The following is a 25,097-nucleotide window of genomic DNA, read 5'->3' as shown; positions in this document are numbered from 1 at the left end:
TAAAATGCTAGTTAAGGGCGATGCGGCAGCCGCATTCAACAAGCATCGCCGGCGGAAACGCCCAAGCAGCTTAGCCAAGCCATTTCACGGCCTATCGCGGAATGGCCGACTACACGAAACAAGCAGCAAATTAAATTTAGATGCTTGCTGTCGTGAACCATCGCCTTGAAGGGAAAAGAACGATTGACCCCGCTATTTTTCGGTGTCGGTGACATAACAGGTATTTATGGACAATTGTGTATTCAACGGGCTGAAGTCTAGCGCTGCTTCACATCCAACGAGAGAATCATTTTGGTCTAATATTCTGCATCAAGCGTGTGGATATATCCCGCGTTCAACACCTCAAGTTTCGTTTGGCAGCACCTGATGAGTATACAAATTGCCTCATGCCCGTTGCCAATGGCAGGCCGTGGGATCGACAATTCTAATCCGGAAAGGGTTCACCGCCGCAACAAGCACTGAGCAATCGCCTCATTGAGCATCGGTTTTGGCGACGCAATGGCACATAAAATCAAAATTGCTATTTTCGAGGTGACAAAATTAACTCGGTCCCGGAAATGAAACCAATAAGGGGACCACAATGGGAATGAAACTTTCACTGATCGGTGCAGGCACCGCGATTGCCTTGCTGCTTTCGAACGAGGCTTTTGCACAGACGGCGGAGGTCATGCACTACTGGACCAGTGGTAGCGAAGCCGCCGCGATCAAAGTCATCGCAGAAGACGTTGCAAAGAAGGGTGGAACCTGGAAGGACAGCCCGGTCACCGGATATGAAGCTGCCCGCGCCGCCGTTCTCAGCCGTCTCGCCGGCGGCGACGCACCGACCTCGATGGTCGTCGATCTCGGCGAAATCAAGCCGCTGGTCGAACAAGGCGTCCTGGCGCCGATCGACGACATCGCCTCCACCAAGGGCTGGCAGACATTCCTGCCGAAGCTGGTCGTCGACAAAGCAAGCATCGACGGTCACCTCTACGCCGTTCCGATCGATATCGGCACTGCCAATTGGATGTGGTACTCCACCAAGGTCCTGAACGACGTCGGCGTAAAGCCGCCGGCGACGTGGGAGGAGTTCTTCGCCGTTGCCGACAAAATCAAGGCCAAGGGCTATGTGCCGCTCGCCTTCGGCGGGCAGGCCTGGCAGGAAGCGCTTGTCTTCCGTTCGATCATGATCGCAACCGGCGGCAACAAGTTTTACACCGACGTCTACACCAAGCATGACGTCGACGTCGCCGGCGGCCCGCTGATGGTCAAGTCCTTCGAAACCTTCGCCAAGCTGCGCGGCTACGTCGACGATGGCAATGTCAATCGCAACTGGAACGACGCCACCAACATGGTCATCACCGGCAAGGCTGCGATGCAGATCATGGGCGACTGGGCTAAGGGCGAATTCCAAGCTGCCGGCCTGACGCCGGGCAAGGACTATGGCTGCGAACTGGCACCGGGCACGAACGGCGTGCTGAACATCGTCTCCGATACCTTCGTTTTCCCGGTTGGTGACAAGCCCGAACAGGTCGCCGCTCGCAAGCTGCTGGTCGACGTGATGATCGCACCGGAAACCCAGGTTGCCTTCAACGCGATCAAGGGCGCCCTGCCGCCGCGCATTGACGTAAACCTCACGAACGCCGATATCTGCACACAGAAGGCTGCCGGACTGCTCAAGGATCCGAACGCACTCGCTCCGAACGCCGAACTTTCCTTCACCAGCGAAACGGTCGGCGCCATCAAGGATCTAGTAACCCAGTTCTGGAGCAACCCGTCGATGACCCCTGCCGATGCTGCCAAGCAGTATGCTGACATCGTTGCACGGAACTAAGCCCTGCCGTTAGGTGTCTGCTGCCCCGGCATGGTTGCCGGGGCAGCTTCGTAAATGAGTTGCGGTGTCGACGAACGGGGGCAAGCAATGTTTAGAAAGAATCTGGCGGCCAAGCTGACTCTTGTGCCCGGTGCCTTGGTTATCGCCGTGTGCTTCTACGGCACGATCCTCTGGACGTTTTATATTTCGCTCACGCATTCGACGATGCTGCCGAACTATAGGTTCTACGGGTTCGGCCAGTATGTGACGCTGCTGTCCATGCCGCGCTGGCACACGGCCTTCGCTAATATGCTGATCTTCGGTAGTCTGTTCATCGCCGGCTCGCTCATCATCGGCACGACGCTGGCTGCGCTTCTCGATCGAAACGTCAAGGCCGAAGGGGTTTTCCGCGTCTTCTTCCTCTATCCGCTTTCCATGTCCTTCGTCGTGACAGGCCTCGCCTGGCAATGGCTGCTGAACCCAACGACTGGCATTGAAGCCCTCGTGCGCAGCTTCGGCTGGGCAAGCTTCCAGTTCAACTGGCTGGCGAGCCCGGAAAAGGCGATCTATGCCGTTTCGATCGCCGCCATCTGGCAGTCTTCGGGGCTTGTCATGGCCATCATGCTCGCCGGCCTTCGCGGCGTCGACAGCGATATCTGGCGCGCCGCAAAGATCGATGGAATTCCCGTCTGGCGCAGCTACGTCAGCATCGTGCTGCCCATGCTACGCCCGCTGATCCTCACCTGCGTCATCCTGCTGGCAACCGCCGTTGTCAAAAGCTACGACCTTGTTGTCGCCATGACGGGTGGCGGTCCCGGCATCAGTACCGATGTGCCTGGAAAGTTCGTGGTCGACCTGCTGTTCCAACGCGCCAATATCAGCACGGCAGCAGCTGCGGCTATCCTGATGTTGCTGTCGGTGATCTGCGCCCTTTCCCCCTATGTCTATATCGAGCTTAAGAGGCAGAAGCGATGACTGCGACCCCTCTCGCCCAATCCGAGGCTTCAGTTGTCCATGTCGTGCCTCACGCAAGCAAGACAAAGCCCGGCCGTGTTCTCCTCTATATCATCCTTTCACTCGCGCTGGTCTATTACGCGATCCCGCTGCTACTGGTGATCTCCACATCGCTGAAGACAACGGACGAACTGCGCACCGGCAACATCTTCACCCTGCCCCAGAGCCTGAATTTCGATGCCTGGACCAAGGCATGGCTGACGGCCTGCACGGGTATCGAGTGCAACGGCATTCACGGCAATTTCTGGAATTCCGTCGAGATTGTCGTGCCCAGCGTCATCTTCTCGATCCTGTTCGGCGCGCTGACCGGCTTCGCGCTGTCGCAGTGGCAGTCGAAACTCAGCCGCGTCATGCTGCTGTCGCTGATGCTCGGCGCCTTCATTCCCTACCAGGTCATTCTCTATCCGCTCGTCCGGATATTCAGCACTGTCGGCCTTTACGGCACGCTACCGGGGATCATCCTAATCCACATCATCTTCGGCCTGCCCTACATGACGCTGCTGTTCTTCAATTTTTACCAGGGCGTGTCGCCAGAACTTTCGAAGGCGGCGAAGATGGATGGCGCCGGCTTTTTCACGATCTTCTTCGAGATCATGCTGCCGATGTCCGTCAACGTCCTTGTGGTCGCCATCATCATGCAGGCGACCGGCATTTGGAACGACTTCTTGCTGGGCCTGATCTTCGCCGGGCGAGATCACCTGCCGATCACGGTGCAGCTCAACAATATCGTCAATACAACGACCGGCGTCAAAGAATACAATGTGAACATGGCCGCGACCTTCCTCACCGCGCTGCCGCCGCTTCTCATCTACATTCTTTCCGGACGCTATTTTGCGCGCGGCCTCGCCGCCGGCGCGGTGAAGGGCTAAAGCAATGACACAGATTTCCGTTATCGATGCAAACAAGTCCTTCGGGCAGCAGCATATCCTTCGCGATATCAATCTTTCGATTGCCAGTGGCGAATTCATCGTCCTCCTCGGCTCTTCCGGCTGCGGAAAGTCGACGCTGCTAAACGTCATCGCCGGGCTCGAAGATCTCGACACCGGCAAGATTATCGCCGGCGATCAGGATGTAACCAATATTGATTCCAGCCGCCGCAAGATGTCGATGGTGTTTCAGTCCTACGCGCTCTACCCAACGATGACGGTGCGCAAGAACCTCGGCTTCGGCCTGCGCGTTAGCAAGGTGCCGAAGGCGGAGATCGCAAAGCGCGTCGAATGGGCCGCCAACCTGCTGCAGCTGGCGCCGCTGCTCGATCGCCGCCCGTCGCAGCTTTCCGGCGGCCAGCGCCAGCGCGTGGCAATCGGCCGGGCGCTGGTGCGCCGCAGCCCGATCTGCCTTTTCGACGAGCCCTTGTCGAACCTCGATGCCAAGCTACGCACCGAGATGCGATTGGAGATCAAGAAGCTGCATCAGGAGTTGCGCAGCACCATCGTTTACGTCACCCACGACCAGATCGAAGCGATGACGCTGGCGACCCGCGTTGCCGTCATGAGGAGCGGCAAGATCGAGCAGTATGCCTCACCGGACGAACTCTATGAGAAGCCCGAGACCTTGTTCGTCGCCGGCTTCGTCGGTTCCCCGGGCATGAACCTGCTCTCCGCGCGCATCAAGATCGAGGACGGCGAGCCGATGGCCGCCATTGGCGATCATCTTTTGCCGATCGACGCCTATCCATTCAGACGGCCGGCCGTCGATGGCCAGGAGATCGTCATCGGCTTTAGACCTGAAGACATCCAGCTAGCCGACGAGCGGGCAACCCTGCCGACGCTTGCGGCGCCGATCACCTTCGTCGAGCCGATGGGCGCGGACACGCTTGTCTGGTTTACCCTCGCGGAACAAAAGCTGTCGGTTCGCCTACCCGCCGCAAAGGCGCGCGGGCTGTCGGACGACGCACGCCTGGCATTCAATCCGGCCACTGCCTCGATCTTCTCGAAGGAAAGCGAGCAGCGCCTCTAAAGCAATTCCAGGAAAAGTGCGGAGCGGTTTTCCATCCGGAATTGCGTAAAAACAGAAGGATAGAGCGGTTCAGCGATTCCGTGAAGCACTGAAGCGCTCCAGTTGCTGCCTTCGCGATCGCCGAATGCTGCAACTGCCTCCTTATCCTCAGTAGAGTTGCTCGATCAGCCGGTCCATCATGGCATCGCAGCGCTGCAGCTCCCGCTCTTCAATATATTCGTCCGGCTGATGCCCCTGGTCCATGTTGCCGGGGCCGATCACCACAGTTTCCAGACCCAGTCTTGTCGCGAACAATCCGGCCTCTGTCCCGAACGACACCTTGGTTGTTCGCGCCTCATCGAGCAGGTGCCTTCCGAAGATCGTGGCGGCGCTGTCGTCCAACGTTGCAAGCCCGGGATAGGCGTTGCGAACCTCGATTTCGGGCTCGGCGCCTGCAGAAGCGCGAATGCGGGCCAGGATCGCCTCTACATTGTCTTCCGCCAGATGGCGGATCTCGAAATCGACCGAGGCCCTCTCGGCAACGATATTGAGAACTTCACCGCCGGCGATCTTGCCTACATGAACCGTCGTATAGGGGACTTCATAGTCCGCATCCTGCCGGCCGATATCCGCGATCTCCTTCTGTAAGCCGCGGAGCGTGCCGACAAAATCGCAGGCAAGATGGATGGCATTGACGAAACGCGGTGCCAGCGAAGAATGCCCCGCCTCACCCCGAAAACGCGCCTGCGCCGCCATCTTGCCCTTGTGACCAAGAGCGATCGACATGGACGTCGGCTCGCCGACAATGCAGAGCGATGCCTTGAAGCGCTCTTTTGCCAGCACGTCGATCAGTGACCGGACGCCGACACAGCCGATCTCCTCATCGTGTGAAAAGGCAATGTGCAGGGGCCGCTTCAATAACTTTGGATCGATGCGGTCTGCAACGGCCATCACGCTGGCAAGGAAGCCTTTCATGTCGGTGGCGCCCCGGCCATGCAGTCGCGTGTCTCGCCGCGTCAGCTTGAAAGGATCCGATGTCCACGCCTGTGTCGCAACCGGAACCACGTCTGTGTGGCCGGAGAGGACGATACCATCGTCCTGTTTCGGTCCGATGCTGGCGAACAGGTTCGCCTTTTCTCCGCTGCCATCGGGAACAAGGCGGCACTCGAAGCCGCGGTCGGTCAGATAACCGCGGATGAAATCGATCAGCGGCAGGTTGCTGTGGGCGCTGACGGTCGGGAAGGCGACGAGGCGATGAAGCAGGTCAAGCGTATTCAAGGTGTACTCCCAAAAAAAGGAAGGCTCGCATGCATTGCGAGCCCTCCATCGGGGTCTGTCGTCAATGGCGCACTAATTCACCATCGTCTCTTCATCAGCCATCGTCTTGTTGATGTCGGCCAGAAGAGCGGCAATATCCGCCTTCGGAAAAGCTTGGCGGAAGCGCCGGTCGAAGGTGGTGAACATGCCGAAGAAGGAGTTGGCGCAATGCTCCAGCATGCGGTCCGCAGCAGCCTCGTCGATCGACAAATGCTTTTGCAGGAACTGGTTGAACTTGGCCCGTGCGATCGGGTTAGCGAGCACGAACACCGGCTGGGTGTCCCACTTCACTTCGCGGTGGCGCGAGGCACGCGAGCGGATCTGCAGCGGCGCTCTCAAGTGAATGTCGCGCGAGGAAGAACCGATTTCAATTTGAACCGCATCGTCATCGAGGATCCAGCGGCCCTTACCGGAATCGTAGAGCGCGAAATCGGCAGCGGGGATCGTCAGTTTCACGCGCTTTGATTCACCGGGATCCAGCTGCACCTTGGCGAAGGACTTCAGCTCACGCTTCGGCCGTTGCAGTCTCGGCTTGCCATAGCTGACATAGAGCTGCATGGCTTCCTTGCCGGCGACAGGGCCGGTGTTGGTCACCGTGAAGCTCGCAACGACCTCTTCACCGGCATTCAGCTCCGGACGATCCAGCTTCAGCTCCGAATAGGCGAAGCTGGTGTAGCTGAGGCCGAAGCCGAAGGGATATTGCGGCTCGATCTCGCGAGCGTCGTACCAGCGATAGCCGACATGGATGCCTTCGCCGTAGTAATGGCGGCCGTTTTCGCCCGGATAGCCGAGGTAGGAAGGCATGTCCTGCATGCGCTTCGGGAAGGTGGTTGTTAGCTTGCCGGACGGATTGGCGACACCGAAGAGAATATCGGCAATGCCGCCACCGGTCGCTTGACCGGAGAAGAACATCTCGACGATCGACTTGACTTCCGGAATCCACGGCATGACCACCGCGTCCGGGCTCGCGATGGCAACGACGACATTCGGGTTGGCGGCAGCAACGGCGCTCACCAGCGCATCCTGGCCCGGCGCAAGATCGAGAGTGGTGCGGTCCGAACCTTCGCCGTCATAACCGTTTTCGGTACAGACGAAGATGACCACGACATCGGCGCCACGCGCACCCTCGACGGCATCCGCGATAAGCGCGGCACGTTCGCCTTCCACCTCGCTGGTGCCGCGGTACTGATCAACCTTGATGGTATCGCCCGCCAGCTTGACAATCTCGTCGATCGGCACGTCGACCAGGGTCGGCGTCGTGGTCGCACAACCAGAGCCCTGGATGACCGGAACGCCGGCGCCTTCGCCAATCACCACCATCCGTTTGACCTTGGCAGGCGTGATCGGCAGCAGCTGATCGTCATTCTTGAGGAGGACCATTGATTCCGCCGCCATGCGACGGGCCAGCCTGTGATGCGCATCGCGGTCAAACACGGTGTCACGACGTTCGCCGAGCTTGCCGGCGCGCACTAGCGCCAACATCCGCGCGCAGGCTTCGTCGACAACTGCCATGTCGACCTTGCCTGCTTCTATGGCTTGCAGCAGATCGCTCTTGCGGGTTTCGCTCTCAGGCATATCTAGGTCGTTGCCGGCCTTGAGCGACGCGGGGCGATCCTTGATGCCGTGCCAGTCGGAAACCACGAGGCCTTCGTAACCCCACTCTTCACGCAGCACCTTCGTCAACAGCCAATGATCCTCGGCGGCCTGAACACCGTTCAGGCGATTATAGGAACTCATGACAGTCCACGGCTTGCTCTTGGCAATCGCCCGCTCGAACCCTTTCAGATAAATTTCCCGTAGCGCACGCTCGTCGACGACGGAATCCATCGACGTACGCTCGACTTCGGAGTTGTTGCAGGCGAAGTGCTTCAGCGAGGCGCCGACGCCATTTTCCTGTAAGCCGTTGATGACGCCGGCCGCGAAATCACCGCTGACAACCGGATCTTCGCCATAATACTCGTAGGAGCGGCCGCCGAGCGGCGTGCGACGGATATTGATGCCCGGGCCGAGCAGCAGGTGAACGCCGAATTCCTGGCATTCCATCGCCAATGCCGTACCGAGCTCGTGAGCGAGATCGACATCCCACGAGCAGCCGAGGCTGGAGCCGTTCGGGAAGCAGGTGGCCTGCTTCATCGCCCCCCAGGCCACTTCCACGTGGCTTGCGCGTCGGCCGACGACCGAGAGGAAAGCGGAGAAGTCAACGCCGCCGGCCTGGTCATTGTCGATCTGATGGATCGAGTAGCGCACGCCATAGGTGCCGTCTGTCATGACGATGTTCGGAATGCCAAGGCGTTCGATCGCCTTGGTCTTCCACATGCGATGCCCAGCCAGAAGGGCGACTTTTTCCTCGTTCGTCATATCCGCGATCAGCGCCGCGAAGTCGCCATTCATTAGCTTGTCTGAATTCACATTATTTCTCCAGAGTATCTCAGCTTAGGCAATCTAAGGATGACCGGCGCATTTATGGCCATGGCCGGAAAGCTGTTGCAAGCAATCATGGCACTCGGCCGAGCGCTGAGAAACGATCTTTTTCCGAGGCGACGCTTCGTCAAAAACTTGGCAGGTCGGAATCAGTCCGACACCTTGCGTCGCTCCATGGCGGGCGCAACCATTCCCGGGATATAGTCATCCGACACGAAGGACTGGCAGTGCTGTTGAAACATCTCGATCAACCGTGACTTGCGGTTCTGATTCAGCGTGATGACTCCGATAACCATTGGCTTCTGGCCGCCGGAGATTGGAACACGTACCAATGGCCGGCCGTCCATGGCCAGCTGCGACCGGGGGCGAACGTTGGCGATCGTGTAGCCGTAACCGTTTGCCACCATAGTGCGGATAATATCCTGATACGCCGAGCGCATGACGACGGTCGGCTCGACGCCCGATTTTGCAAATAGGCCAAGGAAATATTCGCGGCTGATGGGCAGATCCAGCAGGATCAAAGGTGCATCGACGAGCTCGTCGAGGCTGACGGAAGGATAGCGTGCGAAAGGGTGTTCCTCCGCGACGAGGATGTGCGGCGGCAGCGTGGCCAGCGGTACGAAGTCGAAGCCTTCAGGAATGAGAAGATCGTAGCTCAAAGCGACGTCGATCTCGGCATGCTGCAGTTTTTCCAGCAACTCCTCATGATCGCTGACCGTCTGAATGATCCGGGTTTCCGGGAAGGCGGATGTGAAAGAGTGCGAAAGCTCCGGCATGATCATCGAAGCCAGTGTGACCATGCAGCCGAGCGACAGCTGGCCCCTGATCTTGTCGTTCACCTCTGAGGCAACAGTATAGATGTTTTCCGCCTGCTCAACGAGTTGCTTCGCCTCAACCAACATCAGCCGCCCGGCCGGCGTCAGCGAAAGCCCCTTCGCATGATGGCGCACGAAGAGTTGCGTTTGCAGCTCGGTCTCCAGATGGGTAATCGCCGTCGAAATCGATGGCTGGGAGATGTTCAGCCGCTCCGACGCCAGCGTGATACTTCCTGTCTCCGCAGTCGCAATGAAATATTCGATCTGGCGCAGGGTGTATCTCATCGCGCCTTTATAAATCCGCTAGTCAAAAGAACAAGCAACGATCGGGGTACTATTCGTCCCCGGGTACACCGAAGGTTGGCGCCGCATTGGGGTCGAGCGCGCGCTTGACGTAATCTTCCATCTGCGGCTCATAGACAGACCAGAGACCTTGTAGGGCCTCAATCGGTTGGCCATGCCAGTCGACCCGAAGATCGACGATCGGCCAGGCGACATTGCGCACGACCTTCAGCCCTGCCGAGCGCACCGGCCCTGCTTCTCCGCCCGCCTCAAGACCGGCAGCGAGGGCTTGAACTAGCCGCGATGGCAGGTCGCCGCCAGCCGCTTCGAAGGCTGCGATCATGCGCTGAGGCACATCGGGATTCGCCAGCAAATTGCCGGCGGCAATGCAGCCTGTTCCTTTCGCCAGCGCGTGGACACCCAGCGTCCGCTCGCCGGAATGCCCGGCAACGTTGCCTTGCGCATCAACGATGGCCAGCTGCCGATAGGCGGCAAAGGGCGTCGACAACACGAGGCGCCCCACGGCCTCCTCGGCCGTTGCGCCCATTGCCAGCATTTCCAGACCCGAGATTCCCAGGCTTGGATCGGTAATGTTCTGGCTGGCGACGACGCCAGCGCCGGCACGTGTATGCGAACAGCGTGCCGCCACCGCCGGAGACGAGGAGGAGATAGCGAGACCGAACATGCCGGTTTCTGCACAGCGGGCGGCGATGGAGAAGGTCATGGGGCGATACCTTTATTCCGGGATGACGGCGATGGCGTCGACTTCCACCAACCATTCGGGACGGGCAAGCGCAGAGACGACGATGCCCGTCGAGACAGGGAAGACGCCCTTCAGCCACTTGCCGACAACACGATAGACGGCTTCTCTATAACGCGGGTCGATGATGTAGATGGTGATCTTGCAGATATGATCGAGCGAGGAGCCGGCCTCTTCCAGAAGCATCTTGATGTTGGCCATGGCCTGTTCGGACTGGCCAGAAACGTCGCCGATAGCGACGCTGGCAGACGTGTCGAGATCCTGACCTATCTGACCGCGAACGAAGACCATCGTGCCTTTGGCAACGACCGTCTGGCAGAGATCATTGTCTAGCTTCTGCTCCGGGTAGGTGTCTTTCGTGTTGAACTTGCGGATGCGGGTGTGAACCATGCTTGAACTCCTCGGAATAGCGAAAATGCTTTAGTGGCGGTCGCTCGCGCAGCGACGAAAGCCTACGCAAGCTGTCACTCGCCGCTTCGGTTCGAAGGGCGATATTCATCATACTTGCGCTGGGTCGAGATGCAGTCGGCAAGATGCTTAGCATCGTGCCAGACGCCCCAGATGAAGCTTGATCCCCTGCGCGATTGCCATGGCAAGCCGAGGAAGTAGATGCCGCGCTCGGCCGAAACGCCTCGCTGATGCTTCGGGCGGCCACGCTCATCGAATATATCCACTTTCAGCCAGCTGTAGTCCGATGTGAAGCCAGTCGCCCAGATGACCGTGCGGATGCCGGCTTGCCTGAGATCGAGGCTGAGGATCGGATTAGCCACGCAATCGGGCTCTGGCGCGATCCTGCGGGCTTCCGGATCCTCCGGCAGGTCGATGCCGTTTCGCGCCACATAGTCATCGGCCTCATCCAGCAAGGCCATGTAGTTGGCATCGCCGCGTGCCAGGTTTTGGGCAAGGTCTTCCGAGAAAGCCAGCGCGGCTCCATCGAAGGAAACCGCACGGCCGAGCAAGGTCATCCCCTGGCCAGCTAGGCGACGAAAGTCAATCGTGTAGCCGCCGCGCGCGCCGCTCACGGCGATGGTTACGTGTTCGGTGCCGGGACCAGGCGTTTCGGCGTCCCATTTTCCAAGAATCCCAAGCCACCAGCAGAAATCGCGACCGCGATAGGCACGCGGCGGTCGATCATGCGGACCGACGGACAGGTAAACCCGCCGTCCTGCCAGGAGAAGTTCCTCAGCAATCTGCGTACCGGAAGAGCCGGCGCCGATGACGAGGACAGCACCCTCGGCTAGCTGGTCAGGATTGCGATATTGGGTCGAATGCATCTGCACGATATCTGGTGCATTCGAAACAAGCTCTGGAACGATAGGAACCTGGAAGGCGCCGGTTGCAGCGACAACGTTCTGCGCCTCTATTACACCATCAGACGTTTCCACACGGAAGCCGGAGCGGCCAATATGTCTTTCGACACTTCGCACATCCACGCCGCAGCGAATGGGAGCATCAATCTGCTTGGCGTAAGCTTCGAAATAATCGGCAATTGCTTCCTTCGTCGGAAAGCTGTCTGGGCCCATATTGGGGAACGCCATTCCAGGGAAACGGTCGTGCCACGCAGGACCATTGGCGACCAGAGAATCCCATCGTTGCGTACGCCAGCGCTCGGCGATCCGGTTGCGCTCAAGCACAAGGTGAGAAACACCAGCCTTGCTCAAGTGTTCGCTCATGGCAACTCCAGCTTGGCCGGCACCAACAACCAGAGTGTCCACGATTTCAATTGACATAGCTGCGCCTCTTCCCAATTTCGGGCTTTGTAGGATTTCTCATCGCAGCTGTAATGCACCCGCCCAGGGTAGAAAATTACGTTTTCATTTCGCAGTGCTTAGCCTGTCGCTAAGCATGAACGTGATGAAGGCAGGTGACTTCGAAAAGCCTTATAGCGTCGATACCGCGACAGTCGCCCGCATAACACTGTTGGAAATGGCCACCTTCGCCTTGAAGGGAATCGAACCAGGTCCTGTCTTTCATCGGACACGTTCGAATTTCAAGAATGTACGGATCTGGAAGTTTAACCGACGCTCCAAGCGCTAACGCCACAATGCGGAAATCGGAACGGCGTATAGACCTTCTCCGAAGGGGACCACCTTTTGATGATCGTACAAGACAAGGCCTGAAACAAATCTTTCTCCAGATGTCTCGGCCAGAATTCGCAATCCAGAAAAATCGGCGCTCGATACGGTAGCTGCTACCTTTAATTGTGCAGTCTGATTGTTATTTGTCGCCTGCGCTAGCAAAGATAGCGCTAACGCCGCTCACAATTTCAACATGGGAATAGGCCGCGCGTGCAGCAGCTACCCCGTCGGCTCTCATGATGGCCGTCACGATCTCTTCATGCTCGGCATAAGATTTCGTCAACCGGCCCGGCAGCCGGAACTGCGCTCGCCGGAAAGGCGAGAGCCTGGCGCGGCTCTGGGTAACGAGTTCGTAAATATGGTCGTTATGAGCGCCGCGGTAGAGCCGGGTATGAAATTCGACGTTGTAGGCGGCATAGTCCTCATCCGCCCCTTGATGAACCAACCGTGCTGACGCCCGATGCTCGATTTCCAACTGACGCCGCTCGTCCACGGTCATGCGCTCGGCCGAAAGCCGCGCGCACATCCCCTCAAGCTCCGCCATCGCCTCGAACATCGAGCGCAGATAGTTTTCAGTAACATTGGTTACGACAGCGCTGCGGTTCGGTTCGCGGTCGACAAGACCCATCGCCCCCAGTTCGCGCAGCGCCTCTCGCACGGGTGTGCGTGATACCTCGAAGCGAGCCGCAAGCGAGATTTCATCAAGCTTCTCGCCAGGCAGCATTTGCCCCGTCACAATCATATCGGCAATCGCCCGCACCATCAGTTCGACGGTATTACCTGCCCGGACGACCCGCGCGCGCCTGACTTGTCCCAACACTGATTCTGCCTTTTACCTTCTGCATACACATGCATTTGACACGCATGAAAGTCAAATGTTGAATTAAGCACCTGATTATACGTAGAGAAAGTCCGCCGCATGTAGGATTTTCGCGGAAGCTCGCGTATTCAAGTACGCATTCTGATCTATTTATTGGCTATGCACATATTTTGATCGTTTTAGTATCAAAGTTGCATGAAATTTCCCAGATGGCCTTCCGGTGCAATAAATATTATCAACAAAAATCAATATGTTAATATCTGGCATGATCATTGCATGCACTTTGGTGTATCCACACTAACCGGCTCTCCTCGCCGCAAGGAGCATCGTGATGACCAAACTCCTTCCCATGAACCGTCGCAATTTCCTTCAGACATCCGTTGCCGGCGCGCTGGCCGGACTTGCGCCCGGGCTGCTGGCATCTCGCGCCGCCGCACAGACGGCGCTGACCGTCGGCTTCATCTATGTCGGCCCCAAGGATGACTACGGCTATAATCAGGCGCATGCAGAAGGTGCTGCCGCCGTCAAGGCGATGCCGGGGGTAGTCGTAGTCGAAGAGGAGAATGTGCCGGAGACGGTCGATGTCCAGAAGACGATGGAGTCGATGATCAATCTCGACGGCGCCTCCCTGATCTTCCCGACATCCTTCGGCTATTTCGATCCCCACATGTTGGCGATGGCCGCAAAATATCCGAACGTCCTATTCCGCCATTGCGGCGGCCTGTGGCAGAAGGACAAGCACCCGATGAACACGGGCTCCTACTTCGGCTACATCTTCCAGGGCCAGTATCTGAATGGCATTACTGCGGGCTATGCGACGAAAAGCAAGAAGATCGGCTTCGTCGCCGCCAAGCCCATTCCGCAGGTGCTGCAGAACATCAACGCGTTTCTGCTCGGCGCCCGGTCGGTCGATCCCACGATCACCTGCCAAGTGATCTTCACCGGCGAATGGTCGCTTGCGGTCAAGGAAGCAGAAGCTACCAACGCGCTCATCGATCAAGGCGCCGACGTCATCACGTGCCATGTCGATAGCCCCAAGGTCGTCGTCCAGACGGCTGCCGGCCGTGGCGCCTTCGTCTGCGGCTACCACGCCAATCAGAGCCCGCTTGCACCGGAAAAATATCTGACCGGCGCTGAATGGGCCTGGGGCAATGTCTACAGCAATTTCATCAAGCAGGCGCAGGCCGGCCAAGCCCTGCCGAACTTCGTTCGCGGCGGCCTGAAGGACGGCTTCGTCAAGATGAGCGCGCTTGGCCCCGGCGTTTCCGCCGAGGCTCACAAGAAGTTCGAGGCGACCAAGGTAGAAATGATGGCCGGCGGCTTCTCCGTCTTCAAGGGTCCGCTGAAGGACAACAAAGGCAAGCAGGTCATCGATGGTGGCAAGGCCTACGCCGAAGACGCGATAGAGCTAGAAAGCATGGATTACCTGGTCGAGGGCGTGGTCGGGTCCACGGCCTGATCCCAAAGGGAGGGAAGCGTCATGACGGTCAAGGTCGATGATCCGGCACTCTCTCTTGCGGCCACGAGGCAGGCATCGTTGCGCCCTGTCCTGGAATGGCTGGCGCGGCGGGCAGAGCCTGTCGTCATCACGCTTGGCGGCATTTTCGCCGGCCTCGCACTTTTCTCCCTCTTCCTTCTCGCGCTCGGCAAATCGCCGGCCATGCTCTCTCAGCTAATGTATACCGGCGGCTTCGGTAGCTGGTTTTCCATCCAGAACAGCCTGAGCCGAGCTTCGCCGCTGCTTCTGACCGCGCTCTGCGTTGCGCTGCCGGTCCGCCTCGGGCTGGTCATCATCGGCGGCGAAGGCGCGGTCGTTCTCGGTGGCGTCGCGGCGGCGGCGATCGCCTTGCCGCTCGTCGGTACCGCGCCGGTCCCCGTCGTTTTGATTTTGATGGCCGCTGCCGCCTTTGTCGTCGGCGGTATCTGGATTAGTCTCGCGGGTTTGCTGCGCCATTATCGCGGCGTCAACGAGACTATTTCCTCGCTGCTGCTCGCCTATATCGCCATCGCCCTGATGAACCAGTTCGTCGAAGGGCCGCTGCGCGATCCGGCGAGCCTGAACAAGCCTTCGACCAAACCGCTTCCATCGGACTATATGCTGGGCAACATTCCCGGCATGGACGTACACTGGGGGCTCGTGATCGGCATCATGGCCTGTGTTGTCTCCTGGGTGCTGATCGAGATGACGAGCTTCGGCTTTGCGGCACGCATCGCCGGCGGCAATGTTCGCGCCGCTCAGATCCAGGGGCTGCCGGTCGGCAAATTGATCGGCGGGCTGACGGCGATCGCTGGCGGTTTCGCGGGTCTCGCCGGGATGGTCGAGGTCGCCGCTGTGCAGGGTAGCGCCAATGCCTCGCTTGCCGCGGGTTACGGCTATACCGGCATACTCGTCGCCTTCCTGGCACGCCACAATCCGCTGGCAATCATTCCCGTCGCCTTCTTTTTCGGCGGCATCGATGCCGCCGGCGGACTGATCCAACGGCGCATGGGTCTGCCCGACGCAACGGTCCTCGTTCTGCAGGGCACCCTCTTCATCGTCATCCTGTTTTGCGAGACGTTCTACGGCCGGTTCAGGATCTTCAATCCCGATCTCTGGAACACCAGGGACTTCGCCGAGGGGAGAGCATGATGGAAGACTCAGCCATCGGCATTTGGGGTGTCCCGCTCGCGATCCTGGCGGGCGCGATCCGGGTTTCGACGCCTTTCATTTTCGTCAGCCTCGGCGAAACCATCACTGAGCGCTCCGGCCGGATCAATCTCGGCCTCGAGGGCACGCTGGTGTTCGGCGCGATGACGGCTTACGCCATCGACGTAATGAGCGGTTCGCCCTGGCTTGGCGTGCTCGCCGCGATGGCAACGGGTGCCGTCTTCGGGGCTGTGCATGGCTGGATCTGCAAATGGCCGAAGGTCAACGATATCGCGATTGGCATTGCCATGATGCAGTTCGGCCTCGGCCTCGCCTTCTTTCTCGGCAAACCCTTCATTCAACCGGCGGCGGCGCATTTGCCTTCGATCCCGTTCGGCTTCTGGTCGGAACTCGCGCCGGTGCGGGCGGCACTCGATATTAACGCCCTCTTCCTGATCGGCATTGCGCTCGCGGTTCTGCTCTGGTGGGCCTTCCGGAATACCAGGATCGGCCTCATCCTTCGTGTCGTCGGCGACAGCACCGATGCGGCGCGTGCGATGGGCATTCGCCCCGATCGCGTCCGACTGGTCGCGACCGCCGTCGGCGGCTCGCTTGCGGCAGTCGGCGGCGCTTATCTGTCGCTCTATTACCCAGGTTCCTGGAATGAACGCATCTCCTCGGGCCAGGGCCTCATGGCTGTTGCCCTCGTGATCTTCGCGCGCTGGAATCCGATCGGCTGCTTCCTGGCCGCTCTGCTCTTCGGCGGCGCCGGCGCCCTTGGTCCTGCTCTGCAATCGGTCGGCGTCACCGAAGGTTACTATCTCTTCTACGCAGCGCCTTACGTGCTGACGCTCGTGATCCTTATTGCCACGTCCTCACCGACCCGCTCGCTTGCGGGCGCTCCCGGCGCGCTTTCATTGACCAAATAGGAGATCCCCCATGAACAGCCGTCCCAAAGCGGAACTGGCCGGCCAGACGCTGAGCTACATCGACGCCGATCCCTATCCTTGGCCCTATAACGGCGATCCGCGGCCGGATAATACCGCGCTCATCGTCATCGACATGCAGACGGATTTCTGCGGCAGGGGCGGCTATGTCGATCACATGGGCTACGACCTGTCTCTGGTCCAGGCACCGATCGAGCCGATCAAGGCCGTCCTGTCCGCCATGCGCGAGAAGGGCTATCACATCATCCACACGCGGGAAGGCCACCGGCCGGATCTCGCCGACCTACCGGCCAACAAGCGCTGGCGCTCGCAACGCATCGGTGCCGGCATCGGCGACAGCGGTCCCTGTGGCCGCATTCTCGTGCGTGGCGAACCGGGCTGGGACATCATTCCCGAACTCTACCCGATCGAAGGCGAAGCAATCATCGATAAGCCAGGCAAGGGCTCCTTCTGCGCGACCGACCTTGAGCTGATCCTCAACCAGAAACGCATCGAAAACATCATCCTGACCGGGATCACGACCGACGTCTGCGTCTCCACCACCATGCGCGAGGCAAATGACCGCGGCTTCGAATGCCTATTGCTCGAAGACTGCTGCGGCGCGACCGATTACGGCAACCACCTCGCCGCCATCAAGATGGTGAAAATGCAGGGCGGCGTCTTCGGATCCGTTTCCAATTCCAAAGCGCTGATCGAGGCGCTGCCATGAGTATCGTCCGCGACACGCCCCTTCCGCCCGCAGGCAAGGCCGTCGGCATCGATACCATCGACATGACGATGCACTTCGGCAGCTTCACAGCCCTCGACCATGTCTCCGTCAGCATCCCGGCCGGCAGCTTCCATGCGCTGCTCGGCGAAAATGGCGCCGGCAAATCAACGCTGGTCAAATGCATCATGGGCTTCTACCACGCGACCTCCGGCTCGCTCTCGGTCGATGGCCGCGAGGTGACGATCGCCTCGCCAAAGGACGCCGCGACTTACGGCCTCGGCATGGTCTACCAGCATTTCACGCTGGTGCCTTCGCTGACGGGCGCCGAAAACCTCGTCATCAGCCGCGCCGAAGTGCCCACTGTGATCAACTGGGCCAAGGAGCGCCGGGACCTCACCGCGTTCATGGAGCGCATGCCATTCAAGATCCCGCTTGACCGGCCGGTCAGCGAGCTTGCCGCAGGCGAAAAGCAGAAGCTCGAGATCGTCAAGCAGCTCTATCTCGGCCGCTCCTTCCTCGTGCTCGACGAGCCAACTTCCGTGCTGACGCCGGCCGAGGCAGACGAGATGCTCGGCCTGGTGCGCGGCATGACCGAGCGAAGCGAGCTGACGGTGCTGATGATCAGCCACAAGTTCCACGAGGTGACGAAATTCGCCGATGCCGTCTCGATCCTGCGACGCGGCAAGCTGATTGGAACGGGCAAAGTGACCGAACTCTCGACTTCAGACATGGCCGCGATGATGATCGGCGATGTCAAGCTCGCCGAACTCGACACGCGCGTTCCCGTCGCCGATCTCGCCAAGCCGGTCTTGGCGGTGAAAGACCTTAGGGCCCCCGATGGCTCAGGCCTCAAGACGATCGAGATCGACGATCTTGTCGTTCGTTCCGGCGAGATCGTTGGCATCGCCGGCATATCGGGCAACGGGCAGAAGGAACTGACGGAAATTCTCGCCGGCCAGCGCCCGACTGATTCGGGTCGGGTCATGGTCAATGGCAAGCTCTACGGCGCGACGCGGCTGGAGACGCGCAGGAACAATGTCCGCTTCATTCCCGAAGAGCCGTTGCAGAATGCCTGCGCGCCGAAGATGACGGTCAGCGAAAACCTCGCCTTCCGTACCTTTGACCTCAAACCTGATGGCAAGGATGCGATCTGGCTGAGCTCGGCCATGATGAAGAAGCGCGCCGCCGAACTGATCGCCGATTTCAAGGTGAAGACCGCGTCTTCTTCATCGCCCATCGCAGCGCTTTCGGGCGGCAATGTCCAGCGCGCCGTGCTCGCCCGAGAGCTGACGGGCGACGTCAATCTGTTGATCGTTTCCAATCCCTGCTTCGGCCTCGACTTCTCCGCCGTCGCCGAAATCCGCGCTCGCATCATGCGCGCCCGCAATGCCGGGGCCGCCGTGCTGCTGCTCTCGGAGGATCTGGACGAGCTGCTGGAAATGTCCGACCGTATCATGGTCATTTCCGAGGGCAAGCTGGTCTACGAGACGCCGGCGCTGTCGGCCAATATCGGCGTCATCGGCGCCCACATGGCGGGGCATCACTGGTGATCGAGATCAAGGCAGAACCCTTCGCCTTTGGGGCGAAGATCGATCAGATAGCTTTGATCGTCATCGACATGCAGCGCGACTTCGCGGAGCCCGGCGGCTTCGGCGAAAGCCTCGGCAACGATGTCAGCCGTATCACGAAAATCGTGCCCGACGTGAGACGGCTGATCGAAGGCTTCCGCAAGGCGGGCTTGCCGATCATTCACACGATGGAATGCCACAGACCCGATCTTTCCGACCTGCCGAAGGCCAAGCGTAACCGCGGCAACCCTTTGCTCCGTATCGGCGATGAGGGTCCGATGGGCCGCATTCTGGTCGCCGGTGAGCTGGGTACGGCGATCCTGCCTGAGCTGGCACCTATCAATGGCGAGATCGTCATCGAGAAGCCGGGCAAAGGAGCCTTTTATGCCACCGACCTCGGCGACATTCTTAAGCGGCGCGGCATTACTCAGCTTGTGTTTGCAGGAGTTACGACCGAAGTCTGCGTCCAGACGACAATGCGCGAGGCCAATGATCGCGGCTACGAATGCCTGCTCGCCGAGGAGGCGACCGAGAGCTACTTCCCAGAATTCAAGGCGGCCGCCATCGCCATGATCCGCGCTCAGGGCGCGATCGTCGGCTGGACGGCGCATGTGGATGACATATTGGAGGCGATTCATGCCTGAAACCACCCGCGAACTCCTGACGTCAGGCGGCTGGAAGGAACTGGAATTTGGCCCCTTCCGACCCGACGTGACAATTCACTGGATCCGTCCCTTCGAAGGCGACCAGCCGGGCGTGGCGCTGCTCAAATACGAGGCGGGTGCGTCCGTGCCGCGCCATCGCCACGAGGGGCTCGAAACCATCCTGGTGCTTGAGGGCACCCAATCCGACGAGGCCGGCGACTACGGCGAGGGCAGCTATTTGGTGAACGCTGCAGGCACTGAACATTCGGTCTGGAGCGATACCGGCTGCGTCGTGCTGATCCAATGGGACCGGCCCGTCAAAATACTTGAAGAGGAGACAGCATGAGAGCTGGACTGGCTTTCGATATCGCTTCCCTATCCGACCATACCTCATCAGCCTGATCATCTACCGCAAGTCGCCACCGATGCAGAACGGCCGTATCGATTGGACAACGATCGCGGACGCCGTCGGGATTAAAGACGAATTAACACCGGAGCTGAAAAAGCACCTGCGCCCTGGCTTCGATGCGATCCTCCGATGGCTCAACATGCCGCCGGCGGCGGAAGACGTTCGACTGCCAAAGCCGAAAACCAGATCGCCCAAACCCGTTCGTCGCGCGACGACACCAACGGCATCCGCGAACCGCAAGCCTCAACGGCTGGGCAGCGACAACACTCCGGCCTAATCCGCCCCTGCGCCGCGAGGTCCGCAGCCGAAACCGATACAGGAATTTCCCGAACCGCTTTTCGAAGCGGTGGACGATCCCGAGAGTTTTCAGGATGCCCTCATCTATCAGATGCGCCGCTTCGGTGACAGTTACTGGCAACTCTATCGCGCGATCATTCGTCTCGGCGAGAACTTCGACCACAAGACCCTGTTGTCATGGATCCATGGTGAACGCGCGCCGAGGTCCGTTGCGAGCTTCGATATCCTCGCCCGCATCGAGCGGCGCTACCGACTGCCGGAGGGATATTTCAAGGCCAAGCTTCCGCATCAGGCGCGATCGCTCAACGGTCATGACCTTGGTGATATCAGTCCTTCCGAGCGGCGGCGATTGGCCTGGCATCTGCCGGACGATTTTGGCAGTCTGCCGTTTTCCAAGCGCGAGGAAATCCTCGACTGGGTGCGGCGTGTCATCATCTCCGGTTCCACCGACTATCGCCGCTACCAGGCGGCGGCCAGCAAGCAACGCTATGCCATCCGGTTTCCCGGCATCACCTATGGCGGAGCATCCCTGTCTCCTCGGTCGGCGGCCCTGACCAGCGGCGCCAATCACAGCGCCGAGGAATCGTTCAAGGATCCGGACCTTCTTTGTGGCGTGGTCGACGCGCCGCCGCGGCTGGCGATGGAGATGGCGGACCTGATCCGCTTCAAGACCTCGACACTGACGGCGATCGGCTTTCAGCGCAATGGCGTGGGGCGAGGAAACGGCCTCCCAGAAGATCGAGCATCTGGGACTAATGTTCGGTGCGCTGGCCGCCTCACCCGCCGGCATCGTCAAGGGCCGCGGCGTCCTGCCCAGCCAGTTGACCTTCGGCTTGCTGATTTTCCCGGGCGTCTGGGACTGGTATCTGCAATGGCGCGAGCAGCGGCGCGGCTTCTATACCAAGTGGGAAGAAGACATGCTGATGGTCGCACAGGCCCTCACCCGTGCCGAGGTCTGCTGGATCCGGCAGCATCCGGAGCTTCTGAGGAATGTTCGCCCGATCGACGGTTTGATCGCGCCAGAGGAGATCGAATTCGCTTCGCGCGACTGGCATGGCGCCTCCGATGCGTTTCATCGACATGCCGCCAATCGCTCGAAGGAAGTTCAGCGGGTCATGCGGGTGCATTGCGATCCGTTCGAGCCGATCATGGTGATCCTCGAAGCGGACAGCCCGCTCGCGGAATACCGCAAGATCACGGATGAAATCCTGAAACGCATGCCGAACGAAGGCCATTATCCGCGACCGGCGGCGGAGGCTGTCCGCTCCTTCCTGACGCTTCGGCTGGGACTTCATCTTGGGCTGCGGCAGAAGAAGCTTCGTCAGCTCCGCGTCTGCCCACGTGGTCACTTTCCGACGTCCGAGAGGCGGCTGGAAGACATGAAATGCGGGGAGCTGCGCTGGAGCGATCGCGAACGCGGCTGGGAAGTCCTCATTCCGTCAGTCGCCTTCAAGAATTCCGGTTCGTCTTTCTTTGGCCAGAAACCATTCCGGTTGATCCTCCCCGATCTGCTCGATCTCTATAAATACCTGGACGTCTATATCGAACGACATCGCGGTGTGTTGCTCGCCGGTGCAAAGGATCCCGGCACCCTGTTCGTGAAGACGGTGAAGACGACCAGTACCGAAGCCGCATACGACTCCACGACATTCTACGAAGCCTGGCGGACCGTCATCCAACGATATGGGATCTACAACCCCTATACTGGTCGCGGCGCCATTCAGGGCCTGCTGCCGCACGGGCCGCACAATGTTCGGGACATTCTCGCGACCCACATCCTTAAACAGACAGGATCCTACGAGCAGGCAAGCTATGCGATCCAGGATACCCCGGATGTGGTGCAGCAGCATTATGGCCGGTTCCTGCCGCAGGACAAAGCGGCGCTCGCGGCAAAAATTCTGCACCAGGTCTGGGAAGCGGCATAGGCCGGGGGCGATTGGAGGAACTTCGTTCATATACGGGCTCGCTCGGAACGGCCCGAGCTTGTCGCCGACGCGGGGGCAGGTTCGGCCTCCCGTCGATTACCTTTCGGCTCATTTCGCGCACCAGCAGGGCGTCGAGCGCATAATAGCCGGTGCGCAGGGTGAAGATCCGGTCGAACCGTCGTCGGAAGGCAGGGATTGCCCGCGGGACGGGCTTCTGCTTCCAGGCCTTTAGCGCACTATGCTCGGGCTAATGAAGACCTGTAAGAAGCTCGGGCTTTCTTTTTGGCACTACCTCGGCGACCGACTCGGCCTCGACGGCAACGTCGCCGCGCTGCTAGTGGGGTTGGTTGTCGCAGGGGCCCAAGCGCGCAAAGATCCCCGGCTTTGGAACGGATACCGATATGCAGAGCTGCGTTCATAAATCTGCCCCTTTCGCCGGGGCAAAATCGGTGGAAATCAGCGCACCGGCTACCATTATCCTTGTGTTTTGCACAATCCGGCCGCCTTTTGCGATTGCAAAAAGCCGTTGATGAAGCGCGATATCGAATAGATTGAGAACTTCGCCCCGGATTGCAGGAGTGACCGCAGGATATGTTAAATGTTTTCCCCACGCCGCATGACGGCGAAAAGGTGCAGCCGAAAGCGTTTGCGCCAGGGGTCTTATGGATTGATCTCCTCAGTCCCAATAGTGTCGAAATCAAGGATGTGGAAAAGGGTCTTGGTGCACCGCTTCCTTCCCTCGGAGCGCTCAGTGAGATCGAATCGTCGAGCCGCTTGAGAAATCAGAACGGCGTTCTCTACATGAGCATGCCATCGGCTGCAAAGCACCCAGCAGGGACTGAGACTACCCCGCCGATCGGTTTCATCCTGTCAACGGATCGATTGGTTACTGTCCGATTCATGCCTTTGCCGGCCTTTGACGCTGTCGCCGCCAAATTCGCAGGTGAGAGCGCTCCCAAATCCAGCCTCGGGGTGTTTACCTCGCTTTGCGAGGAGATTGTCGATCGAGTCGCAGATGGGCTGGAGCACCTTGCGGCCGAATTGAATGGTCTGTCCGTCGATGTCTTTCATGCGGACGACTCCCGCGGCCGCCACGCTGCTCATGCCAATCGTCTGCTGCGGATACAATTGCGTCAGGTCGGTCGCCTGGGGGACCGGCTTTCAGAAGTTCGGGACAGTCTACAGGCTCTGGGGCGCATCGTCGCCTATACCGAACTACATGCCAACGATTGGTCCGCAGGACAACTTGAACCGCGCCTGGCAATCCTGGGCCGCGATATTCATTCCCTGATTGATTATGAAGAGCAACTTGCCAACAAGGTCCAGTTTGTCCTGGACGCTCTCGTCGGATTGATTGGCATTGCTCAAAACGACATCTTCAAGGTTCTCACCATCGTGTCGATTGTCGGAATTCCTCCGACCCTTCTGGCCGGAATCTACGGCATGAACTTCAAGAACATGCCGGAATATGACTGGGCCTGGGGCTATCAATATGGCTGGGCGGTGATCCTCCTCAGCGCCATCATTCCTCTGGCTTGGTTCAAAGTGAAGGGCTGGTTCTGACGGTTACGGGCTGCAGCAGGGTGATCGGCCACACCTCATAGAATGTCGACCTCCCTCTGTTGTTATGCTGACTGTTTGGAGCTGAGTTCACCCCGCAGCCCAAGGCCCCGGAGCCGCAGACCTCCAGCAGTACGTGGGGCAAAATCGGTGGCAGCGTTTCAGCGAGCGAACATAAGCTGGCAGGCTATTTCACCGCAATTCGCAATGGAAACGTTCTTGATAGTCACATCTATTTTTCCTGAGAGGCACGTCTGCGGTTGCCTAAGACATAGGCGACGATGGCGATGTGGATAAGGATCGCCGAGAGGAGGCCGAGCACATGATGAGGCCAACTGACGCCCGAAACAGATGAGACCTCGACCAACGCCCAGATGCCGAGCGGCAGAAACAAGACGAGGCCGCTGACGAGGCCGGGATTATAGCTCCGTAGGCGGATGGCCGGGATGATATGCACAACCGCATTGACCAGTGTCAGATAGACGCCGATCAACCCGAAGCCAGCACCATAATCTGCCGCCAGCCAGATCGAGATCATATTGATGCCCCAGACGCCCGGCACATTGATGACGAAAATCGCAGCCGATGACAGCAGTGTGCGGCCATTGCCTAGCATGTCGTTGACGAAACGCCCGAAACGATTGGCGTCGTGCTCCTCGTATTGATGAAGCATGTAGACAGGCAGCTGCAGGAAAATGGCAATCATCGGCCAGGTCCAGCCACGCAGGATGACGGGTGTGAGGCCGAGGATCAGGATACCGGCAAGCATTCCACCGTAAACCCAGTTTTTGAAGAGGCGATCAAACATGGGAAGTTCCTGCGAATTTCGGGTTTCTTTAGCGGGTATCGATTTGTGCCAAAGTTTGACCAGGTTTCCCAGCTTGGATTGACCCAATTGCACAGCATATCTTTGCGTGCGTTTAAGATGCTCGATTCTGACGGGATTGCCTGACGAACCGGCAGTGCCACCAAATCTGCCCCACGTACGTTCGAATATCCTTCGTGGCGTCGTGCAGCACCAGGTCCTCGAGATGGAAGAGCTCGCCGTCGATCCACAGGGAGGCCGACGCATCGCGGAAATGCATGCGCTCAATCCAGCCGGGGCGGCCGATCCGCTCGTCCCGGCGGGCGAGTTCGATGCCCGCACTTGAAATCGGCGGTGGGACCCGGATCGG

The 25,097-nt window shown here is 59.3% G+C and carries 20 protein-coding genes and 3 pseudogenes; 14 read left to right on the top strand and 9 right to left on the bottom strand.

Features of this window, described 5'->3' with window-relative positions; translation table 11 throughout:
* The first annotated feature begins 580 nt into the window (after positions 1 to 580).
* The 4 genes from PY649_RS32970 (at position 581) to PY649_RS32955 (ending at position 4,765) form a co-directional block, all read left to right on the top strand.
* Positions 581 to 1,813 (top strand): ABC transporter substrate-binding protein, encoded by a 1,233-nt coding sequence (locus tag PY649_RS32970; RefSeq protein WP_285873165.1) that lies wholly within the window; start codon positions 581 to 583, stop codon positions 1,811 to 1,813.
* A gap of 87 nt (positions 1,814 to 1,900) precedes the next feature.
* Complete coding sequence (locus PY649_RS32965) at positions 1,901 to 2,767, top strand: carbohydrate ABC transporter permease (protein WP_285873164.1); 867 nt, start codon at positions 1,901 to 1,903, stop codon at positions 2,765 to 2,767.
* The gene (locus PY649_RS32960; RefSeq protein ID WP_285873162.1) at positions 2,764 to 3,675 is read left to right on the top strand and encodes a carbohydrate ABC transporter permease; all 912 of its coding nucleotides are present in this window, start codon (positions 2,764 to 2,766) and stop codon (positions 3,673 to 3,675) included. The genes PY649_RS32965 and PY649_RS32960 overlap by 4 nt, the downstream gene beginning before the upstream one ends.
* A 4-nt stretch (positions 3,676 to 3,679) precedes the next feature.
* Positions 3,680 to 4,765 (top strand): ABC transporter ATP-binding protein, encoded by a 1,086-nt coding sequence (locus PY649_RS32955; protein ID WP_285873160.1) that lies wholly within the window; start codon positions 3,680 to 3,682, stop codon positions 4,763 to 4,765.
* Positions 4,766 to 4,912: 147 nt separating this feature from the next.
* Here the strand turns inward: PY649_RS32955 and argE are convergent, their stop codons facing one another.
* The 7 genes from argE to PY649_RS32920 all read right to left on the bottom strand — a co-directional run bounded on the left by argE (position 4,913) and on the right by PY649_RS32920 (position 13,180).
* On the bottom strand, positions 4,913 to 6,022 hold the full coding sequence (gene argE / locus PY649_RS32950) for an acetylornithine deacetylase (RefSeq protein ID WP_285873158.1): 1,110 nt from the start codon (positions 6,020 to 6,022) through the stop codon (positions 4,913 to 4,915).
* A 72-nt stretch (positions 6,023 to 6,094) separates the two neighbouring features.
* Complete coding sequence (locus PY649_RS32945; RefSeq protein WP_432761454.1) at positions 6,095 to 8,452, bottom strand: beta-glucosidase family protein; 2,358 nt, start codon at positions 8,450 to 8,452, stop codon at positions 6,095 to 6,097.
* A gap of 179 nt (positions 8,453 to 8,631) precedes the next feature.
* Positions 8,632 to 9,582, bottom strand: coding sequence for a LysR family transcriptional regulator (locus tag PY649_RS32940; RefSeq protein WP_285873156.1), 951 nt, complete (start codon positions 9,580 to 9,582; stop codon positions 8,632 to 8,634).
* A gap of 49 nt (positions 9,583 to 9,631) precedes the next feature.
* Positions 9,632 to 10,303 (bottom strand): DUF1028 domain-containing protein, encoded by a 672-nt coding sequence (locus PY649_RS32935; protein WP_285873155.1) that lies wholly within the window; start codon positions 10,301 to 10,303, stop codon positions 9,632 to 9,634.
* A 12-nt stretch (positions 10,304 to 10,315) separates the two neighbouring features.
* The gene (locus PY649_RS32930) at positions 10,316 to 10,729 is read right to left on the bottom strand and encodes a RidA family protein (protein ID WP_285873153.1); all 414 of its coding nucleotides are present in this window, start codon (positions 10,727 to 10,729) and stop codon (positions 10,316 to 10,318) included.
* A gap of 74 nt (positions 10,730 to 10,803) precedes the next feature.
* Complete coding sequence (locus tag PY649_RS32925) at positions 10,804 to 12,069, bottom strand: flavin-containing monooxygenase (protein WP_285873151.1); 1,266 nt, start codon at positions 12,067 to 12,069, stop codon at positions 10,804 to 10,806.
* A gap of 487 nt (positions 12,070 to 12,556) precedes the next feature.
* A complete protein-coding gene (locus PY649_RS32920; RefSeq protein WP_285873149.1) occupies positions 12,557 to 13,180 on the bottom strand; it encodes a GntR family transcriptional regulator in 624 nt (207 codons plus the stop codon).
* A 388-nt stretch (positions 13,181 to 13,568) separates the two neighbouring features.
* On the opposite strand from PY649_RS32920, the gene PY649_RS32915 reads away from it, so the two are divergent.
* The 10 genes and pseudogenes from PY649_RS32915 to PY649_RS32870 all read left to right on the top strand — a co-directional run bounded on the left by PY649_RS32915 (position 13,569) and on the right by PY649_RS32870 (position 23,925).
* On the top strand, positions 13,569 to 14,696 hold the full coding sequence (locus PY649_RS32915) for a BMP family ABC transporter substrate-binding protein (protein WP_285873147.1): 1,128 nt from the start codon (positions 13,569 to 13,571) through the stop codon (positions 14,694 to 14,696).
* Positions 14,697 to 14,717: 21 nt separating this feature from the next.
* On the top strand, positions 14,718 to 15,866 hold the full coding sequence (locus tag PY649_RS32910; RefSeq protein WP_285873146.1) for an ABC transporter permease: 1,149 nt from the start codon (positions 14,718 to 14,720) through the stop codon (positions 15,864 to 15,866).
* Positions 15,866 to 16,792 (top strand): ABC transporter permease, encoded by a 927-nt coding sequence (locus PY649_RS32905; protein ID WP_285873145.1) that lies wholly within the window; start codon positions 15,866 to 15,868, stop codon positions 16,790 to 16,792. The genes PY649_RS32910 and PY649_RS32905 overlap by 1 nt, the downstream gene beginning before the upstream one ends.
* A gap of 10 nt (positions 16,793 to 16,802) precedes the next feature.
* On the top strand, positions 16,803 to 17,519 hold the full coding sequence (gene biuH, locus PY649_RS32900; RefSeq protein ID WP_285873144.1) for a biuret amidohydrolase: 717 nt from the start codon (positions 16,803 to 16,805) through the stop codon (positions 17,517 to 17,519).
* Complete coding sequence (locus PY649_RS32895; protein WP_285873143.1) at positions 17,516 to 19,069, top strand: ABC transporter ATP-binding protein; 1,554 nt, start codon at positions 17,516 to 17,518, stop codon at positions 19,067 to 19,069. The genes biuH and PY649_RS32895 overlap by 4 nt, the downstream gene beginning before the upstream one ends.
* Positions 19,066 to 19,731 (top strand): cysteine hydrolase family protein, encoded by a 666-nt coding sequence (locus PY649_RS32890; RefSeq protein WP_285873142.1) that lies wholly within the window; start codon positions 19,066 to 19,068, stop codon positions 19,729 to 19,731. Before PY649_RS32895 ends, PY649_RS32890 begins: the two co-directional genes overlap by 4 nt.
* Complete coding sequence (locus PY649_RS32885; RefSeq protein ID WP_285873141.1) at positions 19,724 to 20,077, top strand: cupin domain-containing protein; 354 nt, start codon at positions 19,724 to 19,726, stop codon at positions 20,075 to 20,077. Before PY649_RS32890 ends, PY649_RS32885 begins: the two co-directional genes overlap by 8 nt.
* Positions 20,058 to 22,362 (top strand): annotated as a pseudogene (locus tag PY649_RS32875) (hypothetical protein). The gene PY649_RS32885 and the pseudogene PY649_RS32875 overlap by 20 nt, the downstream one beginning before the upstream one ends.
* Before the next feature lie 238 nt (positions 22,363 to 22,600).
* Positions 22,601 to 22,783 (top strand): annotated as a pseudogene (locus PY649_RS35265) (hypothetical protein); the annotation flags it as partial.
* Positions 22,784 to 22,953: 170 nt separating this feature from the next.
* On the top strand, positions 22,954 to 23,925 hold the full coding sequence (locus tag PY649_RS32870) for a magnesium transporter CorA family protein (protein WP_285873139.1): 972 nt from the start codon (positions 22,954 to 22,956) through the stop codon (positions 23,923 to 23,925).
* 229 nt (positions 23,926 to 24,154) lie between these two features.
* On the opposite strand, the gene PY649_RS32865 is transcribed toward PY649_RS32870, so the two are convergent.
* Both PY649_RS32865 and PY649_RS32860 read right to left on the bottom strand, forming a co-directional pair.
* Positions 24,155 to 24,730 (bottom strand): HXXEE domain-containing protein, encoded by a 576-nt coding sequence (locus PY649_RS32865; protein ID WP_285873136.1) that lies wholly within the window; start codon positions 24,728 to 24,730, stop codon positions 24,155 to 24,157.
* Between the two features lie 178 nt (positions 24,731 to 24,908).
* Positions 24,909 to 25,094: pseudogene (locus PY649_RS32860) on the bottom strand (RHE_PE00001 family protein); the annotation flags it as partial.
* Between the last annotated feature and the right edge of the window lie 3 nt (positions 25,095 to 25,097).

The sequence above is a fragment of the Rhizobium mayense genome (assembly GCF_030272705.1).
Lineage (GTDB): Bacteria > Pseudomonadota > Alphaproteobacteria > Rhizobiales > Rhizobiaceae > Rhizobium > Rhizobium mayense.
This window is presented reverse-complemented; position numbering and strand designations above follow the sequence as displayed.